The sequence below is a fragment of the Lactonifactor longoviformis DSM 17459 genome (genome assembly GCF_900129135.1).
Lineage (GTDB): Bacteria > Bacillota > Clostridia > Lachnospirales > Lachnospiraceae > Lactonifactor > Lactonifactor longoviformis.
Window position 1 is genome coordinate 169,665 of the sequence record NZ_FQVI01000002.1, and the last position, 16,957, is coordinate 186,621.

A 16,957-nucleotide genomic window follows, 5' to 3' on the forward strand; every position below is an offset into this window, starting at 1 on the left:
TATGATACTATAAGGGTATAATATTAAATACATATGCCATATGGGGATGGCAGAAGGAGGTATTATGTTAGTTTTAAAAAACTGTAACTTTCTGGGGGAATTAGTAGAAGGCTATGAAAATGCAACCGGTGATATACTGATAGATGGTGACCGGATCAAGAGCATTGCTCCCTGCGGAACAGACTGGGAAGATGCGGAAACGGTTGACATGGCGGGCAAATACGTACTTCCCGGACTTTTCGATTTACATATTCATCTGACACTCTCCGGCGGAGAGACGCTGGTAGACAATGCAAAATCTCCGGTTCAGCAGGCCTTGGACGCAGTTAAATTTGCCAACGACACACTGATGGCAGGTTTTACAACCGTTAGAGATGTAGGTTCCTCCCACAATGTTGCCATTGAACTGCGCAATGCAATCAATGCCGGCAACTTCCCCGGACCGAATATCATCGCCTCCGGAAAAATTGTAACCCCAACAGAGTGCGGAAATGATTTCTTTGCCGGCCTGTATAATGAGGCTGACGGCAGAGATGCCATCTGGAAATCTGTGCGGGAGGAAATGAAAGCAGGTGCTGACTTTATTAAAATCATGGGAACCGGTGCGGTTATGAATCCGGGCGGAGCTCCCGGACAGCCGATTTATACCCTGGATGAATTACGGGCAGTTGTGGAAGCAGCACGTTTTAAAGATACCTATGTGGCAACCCACTGTCATGGAACCCAGGCCATTAAAAATTCTATTATCGCAGGCGTCCGTACTCTTGAGCATGCCTCTATCCTTGACGACGAGGCTATTGAAATGTTAAAGGATAATGATACCACTTACATTGTGCCTACTCTGAATATTCTTCACGGGCTGGCTGACAGTGTTCCTGAAACCTCTATTTTCATGAAGGCAAAAGCCCAGAGTGTACTGGAATCTCTGAGAGTGGGCATCCGTAAAGCATATGAAGCGGGACTCACTATGGGATTTGGTACTGACCAGGGTGCCACCCCTCTGACACACGGTGAAAATGCAGATGAATTCACTCTGAGAAGAGATTTCTGGGATATGGATGAGATGGATATAATCAAACAGGCTACCATTGACAGTGCACGAATTGTATACAAGGATCAGGATTACGGTACACTGAAGGAAGGCAAGGTGGCCGATATCATCGCTCTGGACAAGAACCCGCTGGAGGACATCTCCGCATTCAAATACAATCTTGTCAATGTAATCAAATCAGGTGTTGTAGTAAAATAAATTACAGACTTAATATTCAGAAAAATAAGAGCGGTACCGTGCCGCTCTTATTTTCTGCCTATCTCCTGCTTTACTCTCTGGGTACTGCTGTGGAGGTGCTGCATAATCAGCCCTTCCATTACCTCTATCTCCTGGTTCTTAGCTGCCTGAAGAATATCTGCATGGTCTTCATAGCTGATATGCTGGTTATCTGTATCACTTTGATAATTTGCCACCATTATCTGAAAAAGTTCAAAAGACCTTTCAATGTTCTGTATCAGATGGATATTTTCGGTCTCCAGTACAAAGGACTTATCAAATTCCATGGCACTTTTAATATTACTTTTCATATCTCCAATCTCTATGGCATCTCTCTGCTCTCTCAGCCGCTGTTCCAGCATATGAATCAGAGAGATTCTTTTCCCTTTCAGAACACAGAGCCTGTATCCGGCCAGAATCTGAGCGATGATAGCCTCCTCCAGCATAGATATCTCTTCATCTGACATAATATGAACAAAAATACTGTTGGTATCCTTCTCCAGAAGCCTGTCCTGCAGTAGCCTGTTAATGGCATCACGGATGGGAGTCTTGCTTACGTTTAATTTCAATGCCAGCTCATCCGGTATTATCTTTTCTCCCTGCAGAATTTCGCCGTTCAGGATACTGGTTTTTATATGTTCGTATATTTGATCATTTAACGTTTGCTTTTTCTTAAGTATCATTTTATTCTTCTCTCCAGAGTAATAATTGATTGCTGTATATCTGAATCACTTCTTTCAAATGACTGTTACTGCATATATTCGCATATCCCATCAATTCTTGATATACGCTCATAGCTCCATCTGCTTTTAATCTGCCCAACGTATACTCCCTGCCGGTGAGCAAAGACAGTACTTCCAGAATATCCGCTGCCTCATCATTGTCAATAGCAGCCACTCTCATCCCTACGTTAGCCGTATAATCCACCAAACCGATGGGCTGCAGCTGCATCAGCGCCTCTCGGATGGGGATCTTGCTAATCTGGATCTCCTTGGACAATTCATCAATATTAATTTTTTCCCCCGGCTTATACCCACCATTTATAATCTGTTCCTTTAGATAATCCATTACTGCATTTGCAGTATTAGTACTTGTAATCAAAGACTTCACCCTTTTTATATTTTTCTCATTATAAAACAAACCTTTCCTTTTGACAACATTTATCAATTTAGGTATTCCCTATTATTTTAAGTTATATCTCACTTTTTTTCAATAGTGAATAACGAAATTAATTTTTGTATTTATTTTCTCTGAAAATTCATTGACATTTAGTATTTTATTTGTTATTATCATATAAAATATAGTATACGATATTTTATATGACATTGAGTTAGGAGGTTAATTCATGAAAGAACGAAAAGGTGTAAATCGCTATATTAAGTTACTCGTTCTCTGTATGGGAGCTTCGGCTATTTATCTGCTTCCATATCTAAGATGGACCTATTACGATGTCCTTCTGGAAGCCATTGGCATCACAAACAAGCAATTCGGTATTACTATGAGTGTATACGGTATTGCCTCCATGATTTTTTATGCTCCCGGAGGATGGATGGCTGACAGATTCTCTCCCCGCAAGCTTCTCACAGCCGCCTTTATCATTACTGGAATCCTTGGCCTTTATTTTGCTACCTATCCCGGTTACCTTATGCAGATCGTAATCCATTTTGTATGGGGATGTGCTGCCACTTTGATCTTCTGGGCAGCTATGCTAAAAGCTACCAGACAGTTTGGTGACAGCGAAGAGCAGGGAAAGCTTTTCGGGCTTCTGGAAGGCGGTCGTGGACTAATGTCCACAATCTTCTCCGCCGCCTCTCTTTTTGCATTCGGCAAGCTGGGAGAAAGCATCGGCGGACTTACCGGAATTATCGTAGCCATTGCCATTATAAATATAATTGCCGGCATACTGGTTTGGTTTGTCTTTGACGATTCCAATCAAGGCCAGGAAGATGAATCCAGAATCAACCTAAAGATGGTGGGCCAGGTACTGCGTATGCCTGCAGTATGGCTTTTAGCCTTTGTTATTATTACCTGCTACAGTGTATATATCGGCAGTACTTATATGACGCCCTATTTTACACAGGTATTAGGGGCTACTGCTTCCATCTCTGCCTTAATTGCTATCATCCGTAATTATGTGCTTCAGCTTCTGGGAGGTCCAAGCGGAGGGTTCTTGGCAACAAAGATGAAATCTACAACAAAAGTGGTAACTATCTGTTTTGTTATGATTGTCATAACACTGGGCGGAATTGCCTTCCTTCCCTCCAAAGCCAGCATACTGATTTTCCTGGTAGTGCTTATGATTCTAATGTGCTCAGCGATTTTTGCCATGAGAGGCATTTATTTTGCTATTGTTGACGAGGTGAACGTGCCACTTAATGTCACAGGAACCGCGGTAGGTATTATCTCTGTTATCGGTTTTCTGCCGGATATATATATGAATACTATTGCCGGCAGTCTTCTGGATAAATACCCCGGAGCGGTCGGTTACCGCTACCTGTTCGTGATTATGCTGCTCTTTTCTGTAGTGGGTCTGATTGCATCCTGCCTGTTACTTAGTAAAATCAAAAAGCAGAAAGCAGAACTATTTTAAATAAAAGGAGGAATTACCATGACTGCAAAACCTATTTTTGAACTGTTAACCCAGGATTCCCGGGAAAAGATTATTCAACAGTCCTTTTCGCTCCTGGAGGAACAAGGGGTAGATGTGAATTCACCTAAAGCCCTGAAATGTTTGGTTCAGGCTGGCTGTACCGCCGATGGCATCCGGGTAAAAATACCCCGAAAACTGGTCAAATCATCCATTGAATCTGCCCCCAGCGTTATCAAGATCTATGACCGAAACGGAATAGAGGCAATGGACCTTGGGAAACAAAATACATATTTTGGTCCCGGTCCTACCTGCCCCAATTTCTTCGATGCCTATACCGGGGAACGGCGGAAAGCTGTAAAAAATGATGCCTCCCTGACGGCACTCCTGACAGATGCCCTGCCGAATATTGATTTTGCTATGTCGCTCTGTATGATAGGTGATAAAACAAAAGAATTAGCAGACATTCATGAGATTGATGCCATGATGCGGAATACCACAAAACCCTTGGTAGGGTGGGCATTTAACGCCAGGAATCTGCAGATAATCATTGATATGTGTGCCGTGGCAGCAGGAGGCCTTGAAACACTTCAAGAAAAGCCCTTTATCATTATATACAGTGAACCTACTACTCCCTTTGTGCACTCCAAGGATGCGCTGGAAAAACTGATGCTTCTGGCTGAAAATAATATCCCTTGTGTTTACACTCCTGGTATGATTATGGGGGCAACTGCCCCTGTCACCGTAGCCGGTGCTCTGTCTGTGGGACTGTGCGAATGCCTTACGGGTCTGGTGCTCAGCCAGGCAGTACGAAAAGGTGCTCCCTTTATCGGCGGAGCTCCCGGAGGCCCCATGGATATGAAAACCATGCAGCACTCTTACGGTGCCCCGGAATGGGTGTTGCTCCACAGTGCTTCCGTAGAGGTCTTCCATGCTCTGGACATCCCGGTATTTACAGCCGCCGGTGCCAGTGACTCCAAGACCGTGGATGCCCAGTCTGCCGCTGAAGCAATGCTTCAAATTATAGGGGCTCTCGGAACCGGAGGGAATCTAATCCATGATGTAGGCTTTATGGATCTGGGAATGACAGGTTCTCCTCTCCACCTGGTTATGTGCGATGAGCTGATCGGTATGGCAAGAAGAATGATGGAAGGTGTCCCTGTTGATGAGGATCATCTTGCCCGGGAGGTCATTGAAGATGTCGGTCCCGGAGGAAATTTCCTCTCCGAAGAGCATACCTTTGAATTCTTCCGTGAAGAAATCTGGAATCCATCACTCATGGACCGCCATACCTACGGGGACTGGCAAAAGGCGGGATCAAAAACCATGACGGATAGAGCTCAGGATAAAATGCTGGAACTTCTGCAAACCCACAGACCCAAACCGCTGCCGGATGCCGTCCTGAAAAAGCTGGAGCAGCTTGTAGAAGCGGCAGAACAAGATTTTACCGGAAACCCTCTCTAATGTATTAACTTCCGCTCACAGATACAAAGGGACTGTCACATTAATTACTTAGTGCAACAGCCCCTTTCGTTTACTCAAAGACCATCCCATCCACGATTTTTACCGTGCGCCGCGCCGCCTTGGCTACCTCCAGATCGTGGGTAATCATCACTATAGTATGGCCCATTTTATTTAATTTTCCAAATAGCTTCAGCACTTCTTCTCCGCTTCTGGTGTCCAGTGCGCCGGTGGGTTCATCCGCAAGCAATACAGCGGGCTCTGATACCAGCGCTCTGGCGATGGCTACTCTCTGCTGCTGTCCGCCGGAGAGCTCCGAAGGTTTGTGATTCAGCCGATCGGACAGCCCCAGCATATGGATTGTCTCCGCGCAGGCATCCTGGGCCTGCCGATGGCTCATTCCCCGGATAAGAAGGGGCATGATAATGTTCTGCACCACAGTATAAGTGGAGATGAGATGGTATTTCTGGAAGATAAAACCGATCTCCCGGTTTCTCACTTTGTTCAGTTCTTTGTCTCTCTTTTCGTGTATGGCATCTCCGTCCAGATAGTACGCTCCTGAGTCAGGTATATCCATACATCCAATCATATTCATTAGAGTGGATTTGCCGGAACCGGATGGTCCCAGGATGGCCAGAAATTCTCCCTTCTCCACAGTTAGACTGACATCTTTTAGTACATGGAGCTTTTCCTCTCCCATCTGGTAGCTTTTATTAATTTTGTCCATATGAATCATAACCTTCTGATCCGGAAATTCATTTGTTAGCTTCTCCCCTGTCTTCTTTTCTTTGACTTTGTGTAATTTCATATTTTCACCCCACAATCCATATCCCCACAATTACTTCCTTACTGTCTTCCTCTTTTTGTACCACAAGCTTTACCATATCCCCTGCTGCCAGCCGGGAAAACGTGGTAGCAGTACCCAGACTGGTGGTCACTGTGGTGCCCACAGGAATCCTCATGTCTTTTTTCTCTCCGGTCAGAGTGTAGGTGGTAACCAGTTTCGTTTCCTCTGTATCTTCATTTTTCCGCGCATCCTCCTCATTCTGAATATTGGCATTTCCCTGGGAATCTTTCAGTGTCCCGCCGTTTTGAACCTCCCCAGGCATCTCCCCCGGAGAAGGCATCTCCCCCTGAGAAGGCATCTCCCCCATATCAGGCATACTGTCCCGGCCAGGGAACTGGCTCTCCCCGTCAGCGGATGTTGGTTCCTCTGTCATCTGTGCAGGGGATTTTCCCTGTACTTCTGTCTCTTCTGCCTCTGCCAGGGCAATAGTCATATCATTGCCCACAATGGTTTCTATCTGTCCATAGACTACTTCCTGATTATCCTTCAGCGCTGTCTCCTCTGCTGTACCGGTGCCGGCCTGGGCGCTTTTACCGCACCCCGGCAGCAGCAGAATCCCTGTGATACACAAACATATTATTTTTCTCATGTCTCTACTCCTCGCTCAATGCTTCTATAGGAATCAAACGGGATGCTTTGAATGCCGGATAAAATCCAAAAAGAGTGCCGGTGATAACGGCAAAGATAACCGCCAGCACAGCGCCCCACAGAGAAAGCTCCACCCTAACGCTGAAATGCTCTACAATGGGTGTTACCAGGAAACTGAATCCAACGCCCAGAAAGCCTCCGATGATACTAATTACACTGGATTCCAGCAAGAATTCCAGCAGTATATCCTTCTTGGAACACCCCATGGATTTCAGAATCCCGATTTCCTTTGTCCTCTCCTTTACTGTGACAAAAAGAACATTCATAATCCCGATTCCTCCCACTACAAACACAATGGCAGCCATGGCAATCAGAAGCATGGTCAGTATGTTATTGGATTCAGCAGCGGCCTCCATCTTGCTGCCCGCATCGGTGATGGTAAATTCTGTATTCGGATAACTCTCGGCAAGAACTGTTTCTATATTTGTGATCACCGTGCTGATCTCTTCCACATCTGAGGCTATCACGGTAATCGTAGGACTGATGCTGCTGCCTGTGATATACTTGACACCTGTATTATAAGGAATAAAAATACCCTCGTCAGGACTGATCCCGGAGGAAACGGTTCCTACTTCTTCCAGGACTCCATTTACCACATACGGCCTGTTGTCTATATAAATCTCACTGTCATAGGCATCGTAGGCACTTCCGAAAATCTCTTTTGCCGCTGCTGCCCCCAGCACACACACCTTTTCCATCGTCTCATCGTTGGCATCCGTCAGAAAATCACCGATAGCCATAGAAAGATTGCTGATATCCCTGAACTCACTCTGCACACCTGCCACAGTGTAGGAGGCTGCCTCCTCCAATTCCCCTCCGTCCACCTCCTGCTTGGTAGAATAGGAGATAGACACAGAGGTGATACCCGGGACAAAAGTTTCCAGATCGTCCACATCGTCCAATGACAAGGTTACCGCTTCCTGGTTGATCCGGTCGGACTGCCCGAATCCCCCAAATGCTCCCATATCAGGCATCTGCATACCACCGCCGAAGAAGTCAGCGCCCATATCGGAACCCGGAGTTCCCTGAGGAGCTGAACCGCCCCACGGCATGGTTCCTCCGCCAAAATCATTCCCTGAGCTTTTCCCCCCTCTCTGCTCAAACTGGCTTATATTACTGCCGTTTCCTTCGTAAGAAATATCAATCGCTCCCGCATTTAGATTTTTAAACTGCTCTGCAACGTCCATCTGTCCGCCTCTGCCGATTGCTATTACCATAACGATGGTTGCGGCTCCCACTATAATCCCCACAGATGTCATAATCACCTTGAATTTATTTTGTGTCAGATTCGTCCATACCAGACGCAGCAGTTCTCCCGATCTCATGATTCCACCTTACTTTCAATCAAAACGGTATCCCCCTCCTTGAGTCCCTCTTGGATCTCTACATGAACCCCGTCAGAAAACCCTGTGGTCACTTCCACCTGCTGCACATTGCCGGATTCATCTTTTACTTTTACATAAGATTTTGCATCCTCAGCCACCACTGCTTTGTTGGACACATAAAGTACATCCTCGATTTCTTTTGTAATAAAGGTTACATTGGCAGTCATCCCTGTCAGCACCTTCTCCGGCACGGTATCAAGAGTAATGGTAACCGGATAGCTGACAGTGGAGGAAGAGGTATCCGCTGCATCTATGGCCGTTACTGTACCGGAATACACCTCATCTGCAAAAGCCGCAAATGAAATCTGCACCTCATCTCCTATCGTCACACTTTCAATATCATCCTGCATGACGGAAACTTCTATGGTGACTGCTCCTTCATCTGCATATTCTGCCAGAGGTGTCTCGCTATTCAAGCTGTCGCCCGCTGCATAGGAAGAGGTGACCACGGTTCCGCTGCAGGCCGCGTAAATGGTATTGTCTGTCACCAGTGACTGGAAGGCGGCCAGGTTTTCATTGGCGGTATCCAAAGTTTCCTGCGCCTCCTCTGCTGCCTGACCAACACTGTTCATTGAAACCTCATATAATTCTTTTGCATTTTCATAATTGAGCATAGTCTCTTCATACTTCTGCCTGGCCTCCAATTTTTTAGTCTCGGCTTCACGGTTTGCCTGATCCAGCTGTGACTGAAGGCTGGCAGCCTGCGCATCGTCACTGGTGCTGTCCAGCTGTGACTGGAGGGAAGCAATATTATTGTCAATAGAAGCAATCTCTGCCTCGTACACCGCTTCTGCCACGCTGCCGGCTGCCTGATAGGCCTCGTATTCGCTCTCTGCCTTTAATTTTGTCTCCTCGTCTTCCAGTTCGGCGGCCTTTAAAGCCAGTTCGGCGTTCGCAGCTGCACGTTCCAATTCCTCCCGAAAGGCGTCCGCACTGTCCGCTGTCACCTTCAAAATCGGTTCTCCGGCATTCACCTTTTGTCCCTGCGCTATGTAGACCTCCTCCACAACCAGAGTTGTCTCTGAGGAAGTTCCTGTTGTACTGTCCGACGGAACAGCAATACTTCCACTTGAAGTCTGAGTGAAACCGGACACACTGTCTGTACCTCCTGTGCCCATATTGCCCGGGAGTGCCTGACTGGCTCCCCCGGCTTCTGTTTTGCTGCTGCTCTCCGTTTCCTTCTGACTGCTGGTACCAGAAGAATTTGATACTGAGGAATTTGATGTCCCCGTACTGCTGCTTCCTGTATTTGCTGAAGTGAGATCTACCTGTACAATTTCCAGATCGTACTCCTGTGTCTGGGTTCCTACACTGACACTGCCGCTCTCTGTGATTCCGGTTACAATATTGCCTCTCTCTACAGTTGTCTCCTTGGTGACTACCTCTTCTGTTTTTTCATTTCCCCTGATATAGCAGATAAGGGATACCGCGGATACGGCAGCGACGACAGTAACGGCAACGGCTATCATACTCTTTTTTTTCATTTCTCTACTCCTTGCCTGTATATTCTGAATTTCGTAAGCCTTTTTTATTCTACCTAATCATACTAGTTATTCCTGAAATTAACCTTAAAAAGCACAGACATACAGAGAAAAACCCGCGGGGACACCTTTTCTTTGGTGCCCCCGCGGGTTAGCTTCCTTTTCCGCTTTATTCTTCCTCTTTTTCTTCTTCCTGAATAATGCGCAGAAAGTCCGCCTCTCTCTTCTTCCGTCTGGGAATAAAACGTCTGGCCATCTTCCCTTTTCCTCTGGATTTCACATAGAAAAATCCGATAACAGAAAAGACTACCGCACCGATAAAGTTTACAAAAAGATCCTTCATAGTATCCAGAAGGCCGATATCCAGATATCCTCCCAATCCCAGGCTTTCCCCGTTGACAGCTACATCCTTAATCCCATCGATGGTGACAGGGTGATTACCCTTTGTGGGATCCAGCATGACTGAAGTAATGGAATGGAGCACCGTATCCTTCTGCATATCAAATCCCAGAAATAAGTCCATACCGCATTCAAAAAACTCCCAGATGACACCGATGGTCATGGAAAAACAGAATGCTACTATAGCCGTAAAGGCAGGTGACAATTGAAACTTTACTTTTTCATTCCGGTTCAGCAGATCAACCAGCGAAAATCCGATGGCTGCAGCCAAGAAACCGTTGACCGTGTGCAGAAGTGTATCCCATCCGGGGAATCTGATGTAGTACGCCTGTATCTCTCCCAATATCTCAGCTGCAAATATAAACAGGAGAATAATGATTTCCAGTGTAGTTGGCAGCTCAATCTTCAGATTTACCTGGATAAAGCTGGGTACCATCAAAAGAACCAGGGTCAGTAAGCACAAAAATACATTTTCATAATTGCCGTTAAACAACTGCAGTACCATCATAAGAAGCACTGCCAGCCGAAGTATCACATATACCAGGAAGGAACTTTTGTGCTCCTGCAGCTCCATATGTACAGCCTTCCACATTTGTTTTATTTTTCTTATCATTTATTCTCCCACTTATTCTTTCTAACATATAATATGGGAATTATAACACACTATAATCTGATACTGCAATAAGCTTCCATCAGGGATTCTGTTCTCCTGGATTTTGGAGATTATTTTCCTGAGGGCCTCCCATTATTTCTTCCATATTCAGGTATACGGCTGCTGATGTGCCGTTTTCTATCCCCTCCCCTTCACCATCTATGGACACTGTAACTGTATAAGAAACACTAGAGACACTCTGGGAAGCTGAAGATGCGGCTACCGCTGTTACCGTCCCCTCCAGCTGTCCTGTCTCCTCAATATAGATCATGGCTGTATCTCCCACCTCCACACTTGTGACATCTGCCTGACTAACCGAAATTGAGATATTCTTATAGGAAGTATCTTCGTAAAATACAAGAGAACTCTGGCCGGACAATTCATCCCCCTCCTGACAGCCTATCATCTGTATCTTTCCGTCACGGGCAGCTCTTACAATTCCATCCTGATACTGGGTTGCCAAAAGATCTGCATTTTCCTGTGCTGCGGCCACCGCCTCTTCTGCTGCCTCTAACTCCTGATCCAGCCTTTCCATGGTAAGATCGTAATTATTCTTAGCATACTCGTAGGAAAGCATGTCGGAGCGATACGTCTCTTTCACTGAAACCATTTCGGTTACCTGATTATTCAGAGCTTCCGCATAGGCAGCTTCCAGGGAAGGCAGCTGGCTGTCTGCCTTCTCCAGCTCCTGGGAAAGCTGGTTTATTTCCTGATTCAGGGAACTGACGGATTTCTCAGCTGATGACAGAACAGACTGGTACTCTGCCACTACTTTATCCAGTTCCTCTTTCTCTGTTTTAATATCCTTGTATGCGTTCTTATGCGCCTCATAGGTACTTTTTGCCGTGGTGTACTGTCCCTTCAGACTTTCCAGCAGGGTATCTATCTCACTGGCTGTCCCGGCTTCACTGCCAGCTTCTTCTGCTTCACGGCTGTCGGAAGCGGCACTCTGTCCGGCCGCCGGTGCACTGACAGAAAATGCCCGGGCAGCCTGAGTGCCCTCGGAACTGCCTGCTAACTCTGCCGCCTCTTTGGATATCTCTGACAGAACGGTATCCAACTCCTGGGTATCTTCTCCCCTGTAAGAGCCCAGATACCGACAGACAATCGCAACTGCTCTAAGTTCTTCCAGTGCTGTTTCATATCCGGACTTTTCTTGTTCGTACACTTCCTTCACTGAGGACAACTCTCCCTGAGCCTGTGACAGCTTGGCTTCTGCCTCGCTGCTCTGGCTGTTGAGAGAAGCAATCTGATTCTCTTTTTCAGCAATGGAAACTGGATTGTCATTAACCGTGAGATACGCCTCTTCCAGGGAAGACTGGGCACTGCTCACTTTTTCTTCCAGAGCAGCGATCTGACTCTCATATTCAGCCTTCGCAGTCTCATTCAAGCCTGCTTCTGCTATATAAGTATATTCTGCCTCCATCTTAGCCTTTGTGTATTCCATTTTTTCTGTAGTGAGAGCGTTCTCTGCACTTTTTACTGCCTTCGCAAGGAATCTCTCCGCCTGTTCCAGGCTTTCCTCCGTTACCTTTAAAATTTGCTCCCCCTCTGTGACTGTATCCTGTGCACTCACGCAGATCTCTTCCACCACCAGGGGGGCAGAGGTCTCACCATCTGTCAGCGTCAGTGTAAATTCCTGTGCAGCTGTGCCGTAAGCTACATATCCGCTGCCGCTCACAGCCTCTGACTGGGGTATTTCCATCTCTGTCCGCTGCCGGCCGGTTGTCTTGGCCGTCCCCGCATGCTTTTTATACACAGAGATCCCTGTGATTACAATGAGCGCCATACATACCGCTGTGACACTGGTGATGCAGACGACCTTTTTTTGAACACTTAATTCCTTCCATTTACCTGCTATCTTTGTCCTCATTACCTGCTCCTTTTACATGTGTCATTCAGGAATACTTCCTTATTGTCGTATTTATCATACAGGAGCTTCCTGAAATTAGCCTTAAACAGGGAGGAAAAAAAGCGTCCCACCTCAACAAATGAAGCGGGACGCTTTTCTTTTTATTTAAATAATTCAGGAACCCAGTGTGCTGGATCCAGTTCTTTGAATTTAGAGCGGTGGAATCTGTCTTTCTCTGAGAATGGCACTGTACAGTCAAATATGGCTTTGCAGGCAATTCCATGATCCCTGATGGATGGTGACATAGCAGGATCATTGGAGGGATCCAGAGGATGACAGCGCACTCCCGGAATCGGAATCAGGTCAACATCTGCCTGGAAACGGGTATTCATGGCCCAGACAACATCTTTGATATCGAAACAATCTACATCTTCGTCTACCAGGAATACATGCTTTAATTCACTGAATGCAGAGAAAGCTAAAAGCGCTGCCTGACGCTGTCTTCCTTCGTCAGAGGGAACGGTTTTCTTAAACTGCATCACTGCCATATATTTTCCGCCGCCGCTGGAAGCACAGTATACATTCTGAAGTTTTCCGGGCATCGCGCGTTCTACCATGGAGATGATGCTGGCTTCTGTAGGAATACCAGCCATGCTTACATGCTCCTCGCTTGGCCCAATGCAGGACTGCATAATGGGGTTCTTTCTTGTGGTTACGGCTTTTACCTTAATGATTGGAACAGATGGATTAGCTGCACCTGTATACCCTGGGAATTCAGGCATTGCTTTTCCGGTATCCGACTGGACATCCTCTCTCACCCGTACATCTGGGAGCAGTTCTCCCTCGATGACATACTCTGCGTTGGCAATGCATCTCTCATCGATGGTCAGACAGTTGGTTAACTTTACCGCTTCCTTGCGGATAGCCCCGGCTGCTCCTAATTCATTATATCCCAGAGGGGTTGTGGGAGGCTCGAAACAGGCAGCAATTTCAATGGCCGGATCTACCCCTACGCTGATAGAGATAGGAAGCGGTTTGCCCATTGCCTCTGCTTTTTCCCGAAACACTCCCAGATGACGGGCACCTGGCACGAAATACATGGAAATTTCATCTTTGCTCTGCAGACAGAGACGGTGAATGGTAATATCAGACTCTTTTGTCTCAGGGTCTGACGCATAGCAAAGTCCCATGGTAATATAGGGTCCTGCGTCTTCCTCCGTATTGGTGGGAGCAGGAATTAATTTGCGGATATCGAATCCCGGTTCATCTGCATAATGAACCACTTCCTGGCATTTAGCCTCTTTATTGTCAACCACTACAGGTGCTATGGGTGCAGAAACTGCCTCATTTAACAGAAATCCCAGACGCTCCGGTTTTTCGTTGAGCAGATAACCAACTCTTTTTCTGCTTGCCAATAGTCCGATGGCTACTTTTGCGTCCTCGTGTCCTTTTACCTTGTTGAATACCATGGCAGGACCTTCCTGTGTAGGTCTCGCAACAGTTCCGCCTGCTCCAACATAGCGGTACACTCCTGAGAGTTCTGCACGGGGATCTACTTCTACGTCAGTCTCTACCAACTGTCCGTCAATCTCTTTTAAATATTCCAAAGCGGAACGTAAATCTTCTATTTTTGCCATTTTAAAACCTCCTTTAACGGTTCGCTTTTTTTACTGCAGCAATTATTTTATCACAAACTTCCCGGCTGTTATCCATCAGGATCTGAAGCTCCTCTGCCGCAGCCTCATCAATATGTACTCCGGCTGCCACCGATACCCTGCAGTCCAGCTCTGTAGCCAGGTATCTGGCCGCCCATCTGGCCACTTCATCATCTTTATGTTCAAATGCGCAGAGGACACTGACGGTTGCGGAGCGTCTGGGCTTTCCCTCATACAGAGGCCGGGCACATCCCAGGGCTGTGGCTCCCACATGGTACCGGGAGCCCCCGCATATAGTGACACTGAGATCCTCTCCGCAGGATACGGCCCAGGCTTCTGTCTGATATCTGCTGCCCTCAGCCGCCATCACATGAAATGTCTTCATTACTCATCCGCTCCTGTCCAGGGTACAAATTTATCATGGGTTATCCCAAACTGCATCAGTACCTTCCCTACAATGTGGTTGATCTGATCCTCCAGTGTTTTTGGTCCATTGTAAAAGGTCAGCATGGGGGGGACAATGACACACCCCAGCTCAGCTGCCTCCTTCAGATTTCTGAGATGCAGTCTGCTAAAAGGCATCTCTCTGGGAACCAGCACTACTTTTCGCCCTTCCTTCATACAAACATCAGCGGCCCGAACCATCAGATTCTCTGCATATCCTGCTGTGATGCCGGCCAATGTTTTCATGCTGCAGGGCATAATGATCATACCATCTGTCACATATGAGCCGCTGGATATGGCAGCCGCAAGGTTTTTATCCTCGTGGACTACATCTGCCAGAGAAATCAGGTCCTCCAGGGGAATATCGCATTCTAACTCCCAGGTCTTCTTTGCCCCAGCGGTCATTATAAGGTGTACCTCACAGCCCTCGATGTTTTTTAAAGCCCTTACCAGGTAATAACTCATCTCAACCCCGGAAGCGCCGGTTACGCCTACGATTATTCTCATGTTTTTACCGCCTTTATCTTTTATTTGCAGACCAGAGGCTGTAAAACCGTCTCCGGCCTGCGAAACATATACTTGAATACTTCCTTACTTATTATAACAGGCCGATAATCTTCCACCAGGGAACTTCTATCAAAACGGTTACAATAAATACAACTGCGATTAATGGGATACCCAGACGAATACATTCTTTCTGTGTATACTTTCCATTCTCTTCTCCCTGTCCTACCAGCATATTCAGGTGGTGGAACGGAAGGATATAGTGGCTGGCTACTGCTGTGTATACAAACAGTGCGGTTGCCAGCGGGCTGATGCCCATAGGCGATGTAAATGCCATAAGTGCGGGTATCGCAACACCCATAACAGCGATAACAGAACCCATGAACATATGGATAACAATAGAAATAACTGCAATAAATGCTGCCAATACAAATAAGTTGGAGGGAACGGTGGAGGGCAGGATCGTGTCTGCCAGCCATGCATTCATACCAGTTTCCCCGCCCACGCTGCCGATAGCCATGGCAGATGTCAGGAAGATTAATACATGCACAGGTACCTGTCCCCAGGATTTTGGTGTCAGAACCTCTCCAACAACAGGCATACTCATGCACATGGCAACACCCAGCGTAATCCAGCCGATATTAATGCCGTGGATAGAGTCGGTTGCCCATAATACGATGGCAATGACAAGCCATACGGCAGTTCTCTTCTCCAGTCCGGAGAGAGGGCCTAAGGCTTTTTGTTTTTCATGGATTTCATCCAGATTTATATGTACCTCTTGTGTTGGTTTAAACAGAATAAGGATTAAAATCAACGTGAGTATTGACGCTACAATGGCCGGAACACCCATTACCTTAAACCAGCCAAGCCATCCCAGAGATTCTCCGGAGTTGGCTACTGCCAGGGGGTTGATGGTACTGTCGCCGGTCAGGAAGATCAGAGATACCGGTACGGATGCCGCGAATACGGTAAATCCGATTTTTACTGCATCCTCTTTTGGCATTTTGGCACTCTGAATTACTACTGCCATTACAGACATAATCAGAAATGCTCTGGGCCATGGATGAGGAATCAAAACACTCATAATAAAGGTAAGTACAAAGATAGAAACAATAATACCTTTATAGGATCTTACAAATTTGTTGATAAATGCGTATGCGATTCTCTCTCCGAGTCCGGAGTCTTTTACCGCACCTGCAATCAGATATGCACCGATAATCAAAAACATAGTAGGACCGATCCAGGATTTGAATACGAGAGCCGGCTCCGCTACTTTAAATATTACCAGTGCCATTAAATAGATACCGCCTACATATCCGGACTGTGCAACCTGGGTTGCCCACCAGACAACGGTCATAAGTGTTAAGGCCAAGCAGGTCTGACCTGCCGGTTCAATTCCCTTTAAGGGAAGGAAATAAATAATTACCGCAACTGCAATACCTAGAAAAAAACCTATTCTTTTCTTATTCATTCGCTGTTACCCCTCTTTGCTCTTATTATGAATCTCCACGCGGACCATGCAGTCTGGTCCGGCACGGAGATTCTTTTGCTCAGGTTTTATTTATCTAATGGTGGTACAGGTGGAATAACCTGCATATGAGCGATCTTTTCATCGTCCAGTTTAAATTTATCATGAATGTTCGGTGTCTCTGTAGATCTCCAGGAATAGTAGCACTTATCACATAAATACACTTCCCAGGCATTTCCTACGGGAGAGTCAACCATTTTTCTTACTTTATCACTATCACAACGCGGACACTTCATGTTCCATTACC

16 protein-coding genes are annotated in these 16,957 nt (G+C 46.5%); 3 read left to right on the forward strand and 13 right to left on the reverse strand.

All coding sequences use genetic code 11. The features are described 5' to 3' along the window. Positions 1-64: 64 nt before the first annotated feature. Entirely contained in the window at positions 65-1,249 is a 1,185-nt protein-coding gene (locus tag BUA56_RS03310) for a metal-dependent hydrolase family protein (protein ID WP_072848975.1), read from the forward strand. A gap of 47 nt (positions 1,250-1,296) precedes the next feature. Here the strand turns inward: BUA56_RS03310 and BUA56_RS03315 are convergent, their stop codons facing one another. Beyond that, entirely contained in the window at positions 1,297-1,950 is a 654-nt protein-coding gene (locus BUA56_RS03315) for a GntR family transcriptional regulator (RefSeq protein WP_072848976.1), read from the reverse strand. A gap of 1 nt (position 1,951) precedes the next feature. Then, the gene (locus tag BUA56_RS03320) at positions 1,952-2,335 is read right to left on the reverse strand and encodes a GntR family transcriptional regulator (RefSeq protein ID WP_207650898.1); all 384 of its coding nucleotides are present in this window, start codon (positions 2,333-2,335) and stop codon (positions 1,952-1,954) included. Positions 2,336-2,612: 277 nt separating this feature from the next. Between BUA56_RS03320 and BUA56_RS03325 the strand changes: the two genes are divergently transcribed. After that, positions 2,613-3,857, forward strand: a complete 1,245-nt coding sequence (locus BUA56_RS03325) for an MFS transporter (protein WP_084067614.1) — start codon at positions 2,613-2,615, stop codon at positions 3,855-3,857. Positions 3,858-3,875: 18 nt separating this feature from the next. Continuing rightward, positions 3,876-5,318, forward strand: coding sequence for a trimethylamine methyltransferase family protein (locus tag BUA56_RS03330; RefSeq protein ID WP_072848978.1), 1,443 nt, complete (start codon positions 3,876-3,878; stop codon positions 5,316-5,318). 70 nt (positions 5,319-5,388) lie between these two features. On the opposite strand, the gene BUA56_RS03335 is transcribed toward BUA56_RS03330, so the two are convergent. From BUA56_RS03335 to BUA56_RS03385, 11 genes are all read right to left on the reverse strand, one after another. Continuing rightward, a complete protein-coding gene (locus tag BUA56_RS03335) occupies positions 5,389-6,123 on the reverse strand; it encodes an ABC transporter ATP-binding protein (protein ID WP_341443344.1) in 735 nt (244 codons plus the stop codon). 4 nt (positions 6,124-6,127) lie between these two features. Continuing rightward, positions 6,128-6,751: a hypothetical protein gene (locus tag BUA56_RS03340; protein ID WP_072848979.1), complete on the reverse strand. Its 624-nt coding sequence runs from the start codon at positions 6,749-6,751 to the stop codon at positions 6,128-6,130. 4 nt (positions 6,752-6,755) lie between these two features. Then, on the reverse strand, positions 6,756-8,135 hold the full coding sequence (locus BUA56_RS03345; RefSeq protein WP_072848980.1) for an ABC transporter permease: 1,380 nt from the start codon (positions 8,133-8,135) through the stop codon (positions 6,756-6,758). Next, complete coding sequence (locus BUA56_RS03350; RefSeq protein ID WP_072848981.1) at positions 8,132-9,679, reverse strand: efflux RND transporter periplasmic adaptor subunit; 1,548 nt, start codon at positions 9,677-9,679, stop codon at positions 8,132-8,134. The genes BUA56_RS03345 and BUA56_RS03350 overlap by 4 nt, the downstream gene beginning before the upstream one ends. A gap of 166 nt (positions 9,680-9,845) precedes the next feature. Next, a complete protein-coding gene (locus BUA56_RS03355; protein WP_072848982.1) occupies positions 9,846-10,688 on the reverse strand; it encodes a DUF2238 domain-containing protein in 843 nt (280 codons plus the stop codon). A 79-nt stretch (positions 10,689-10,767) separates the two neighbouring features. Then, positions 10,768-12,600, reverse strand: a complete 1,833-nt coding sequence (locus BUA56_RS03360) for a coiled-coil domain-containing protein (RefSeq protein WP_072848983.1) — start codon at positions 12,598-12,600, stop codon at positions 10,768-10,770. A 140-nt stretch (positions 12,601-12,740) separates the two neighbouring features. Further along, on the reverse strand, positions 12,741-14,216 hold the full coding sequence (locus BUA56_RS03365) for a UbiD family decarboxylase (protein ID WP_072848984.1): 1,476 nt from the start codon (positions 14,214-14,216) through the stop codon (positions 12,741-12,743). A gap of 13 nt (positions 14,217-14,229) precedes the next feature. Further along, entirely contained in the window at positions 14,230-14,619 is a 390-nt protein-coding gene (lpdD, locus tag BUA56_RS03370) for a prenylated flavin chaperone LpdD (protein ID WP_084067615.1), read from the reverse strand. Then, positions 14,619-15,185, reverse strand: a complete 567-nt coding sequence (locus BUA56_RS03375; protein WP_072848985.1) for a UbiX family flavin prenyltransferase — start codon at positions 15,183-15,185, stop codon at positions 14,619-14,621. The genes lpdD and BUA56_RS03375 overlap by 1 nt, the downstream gene beginning before the upstream one ends. 91 nt (positions 15,186-15,276) lie before the next feature. Then, a complete protein-coding gene (locus tag BUA56_RS03380) occupies positions 15,277-16,653 on the reverse strand; it encodes an SLC13 family permease (protein WP_072848986.1) in 1,377 nt (458 codons plus the stop codon). Between the two features lie 86 nt (positions 16,654-16,739). After that, complete coding sequence (locus BUA56_RS03385; RefSeq protein ID WP_072848987.1) at positions 16,740-16,946, reverse strand: non-oxidative hydroxyarylic acid decarboxylases subunit D; 207 nt, start codon at positions 16,944-16,946, stop codon at positions 16,740-16,742. Between the last annotated feature and the right edge of the window lie 11 nt (positions 16,947-16,957).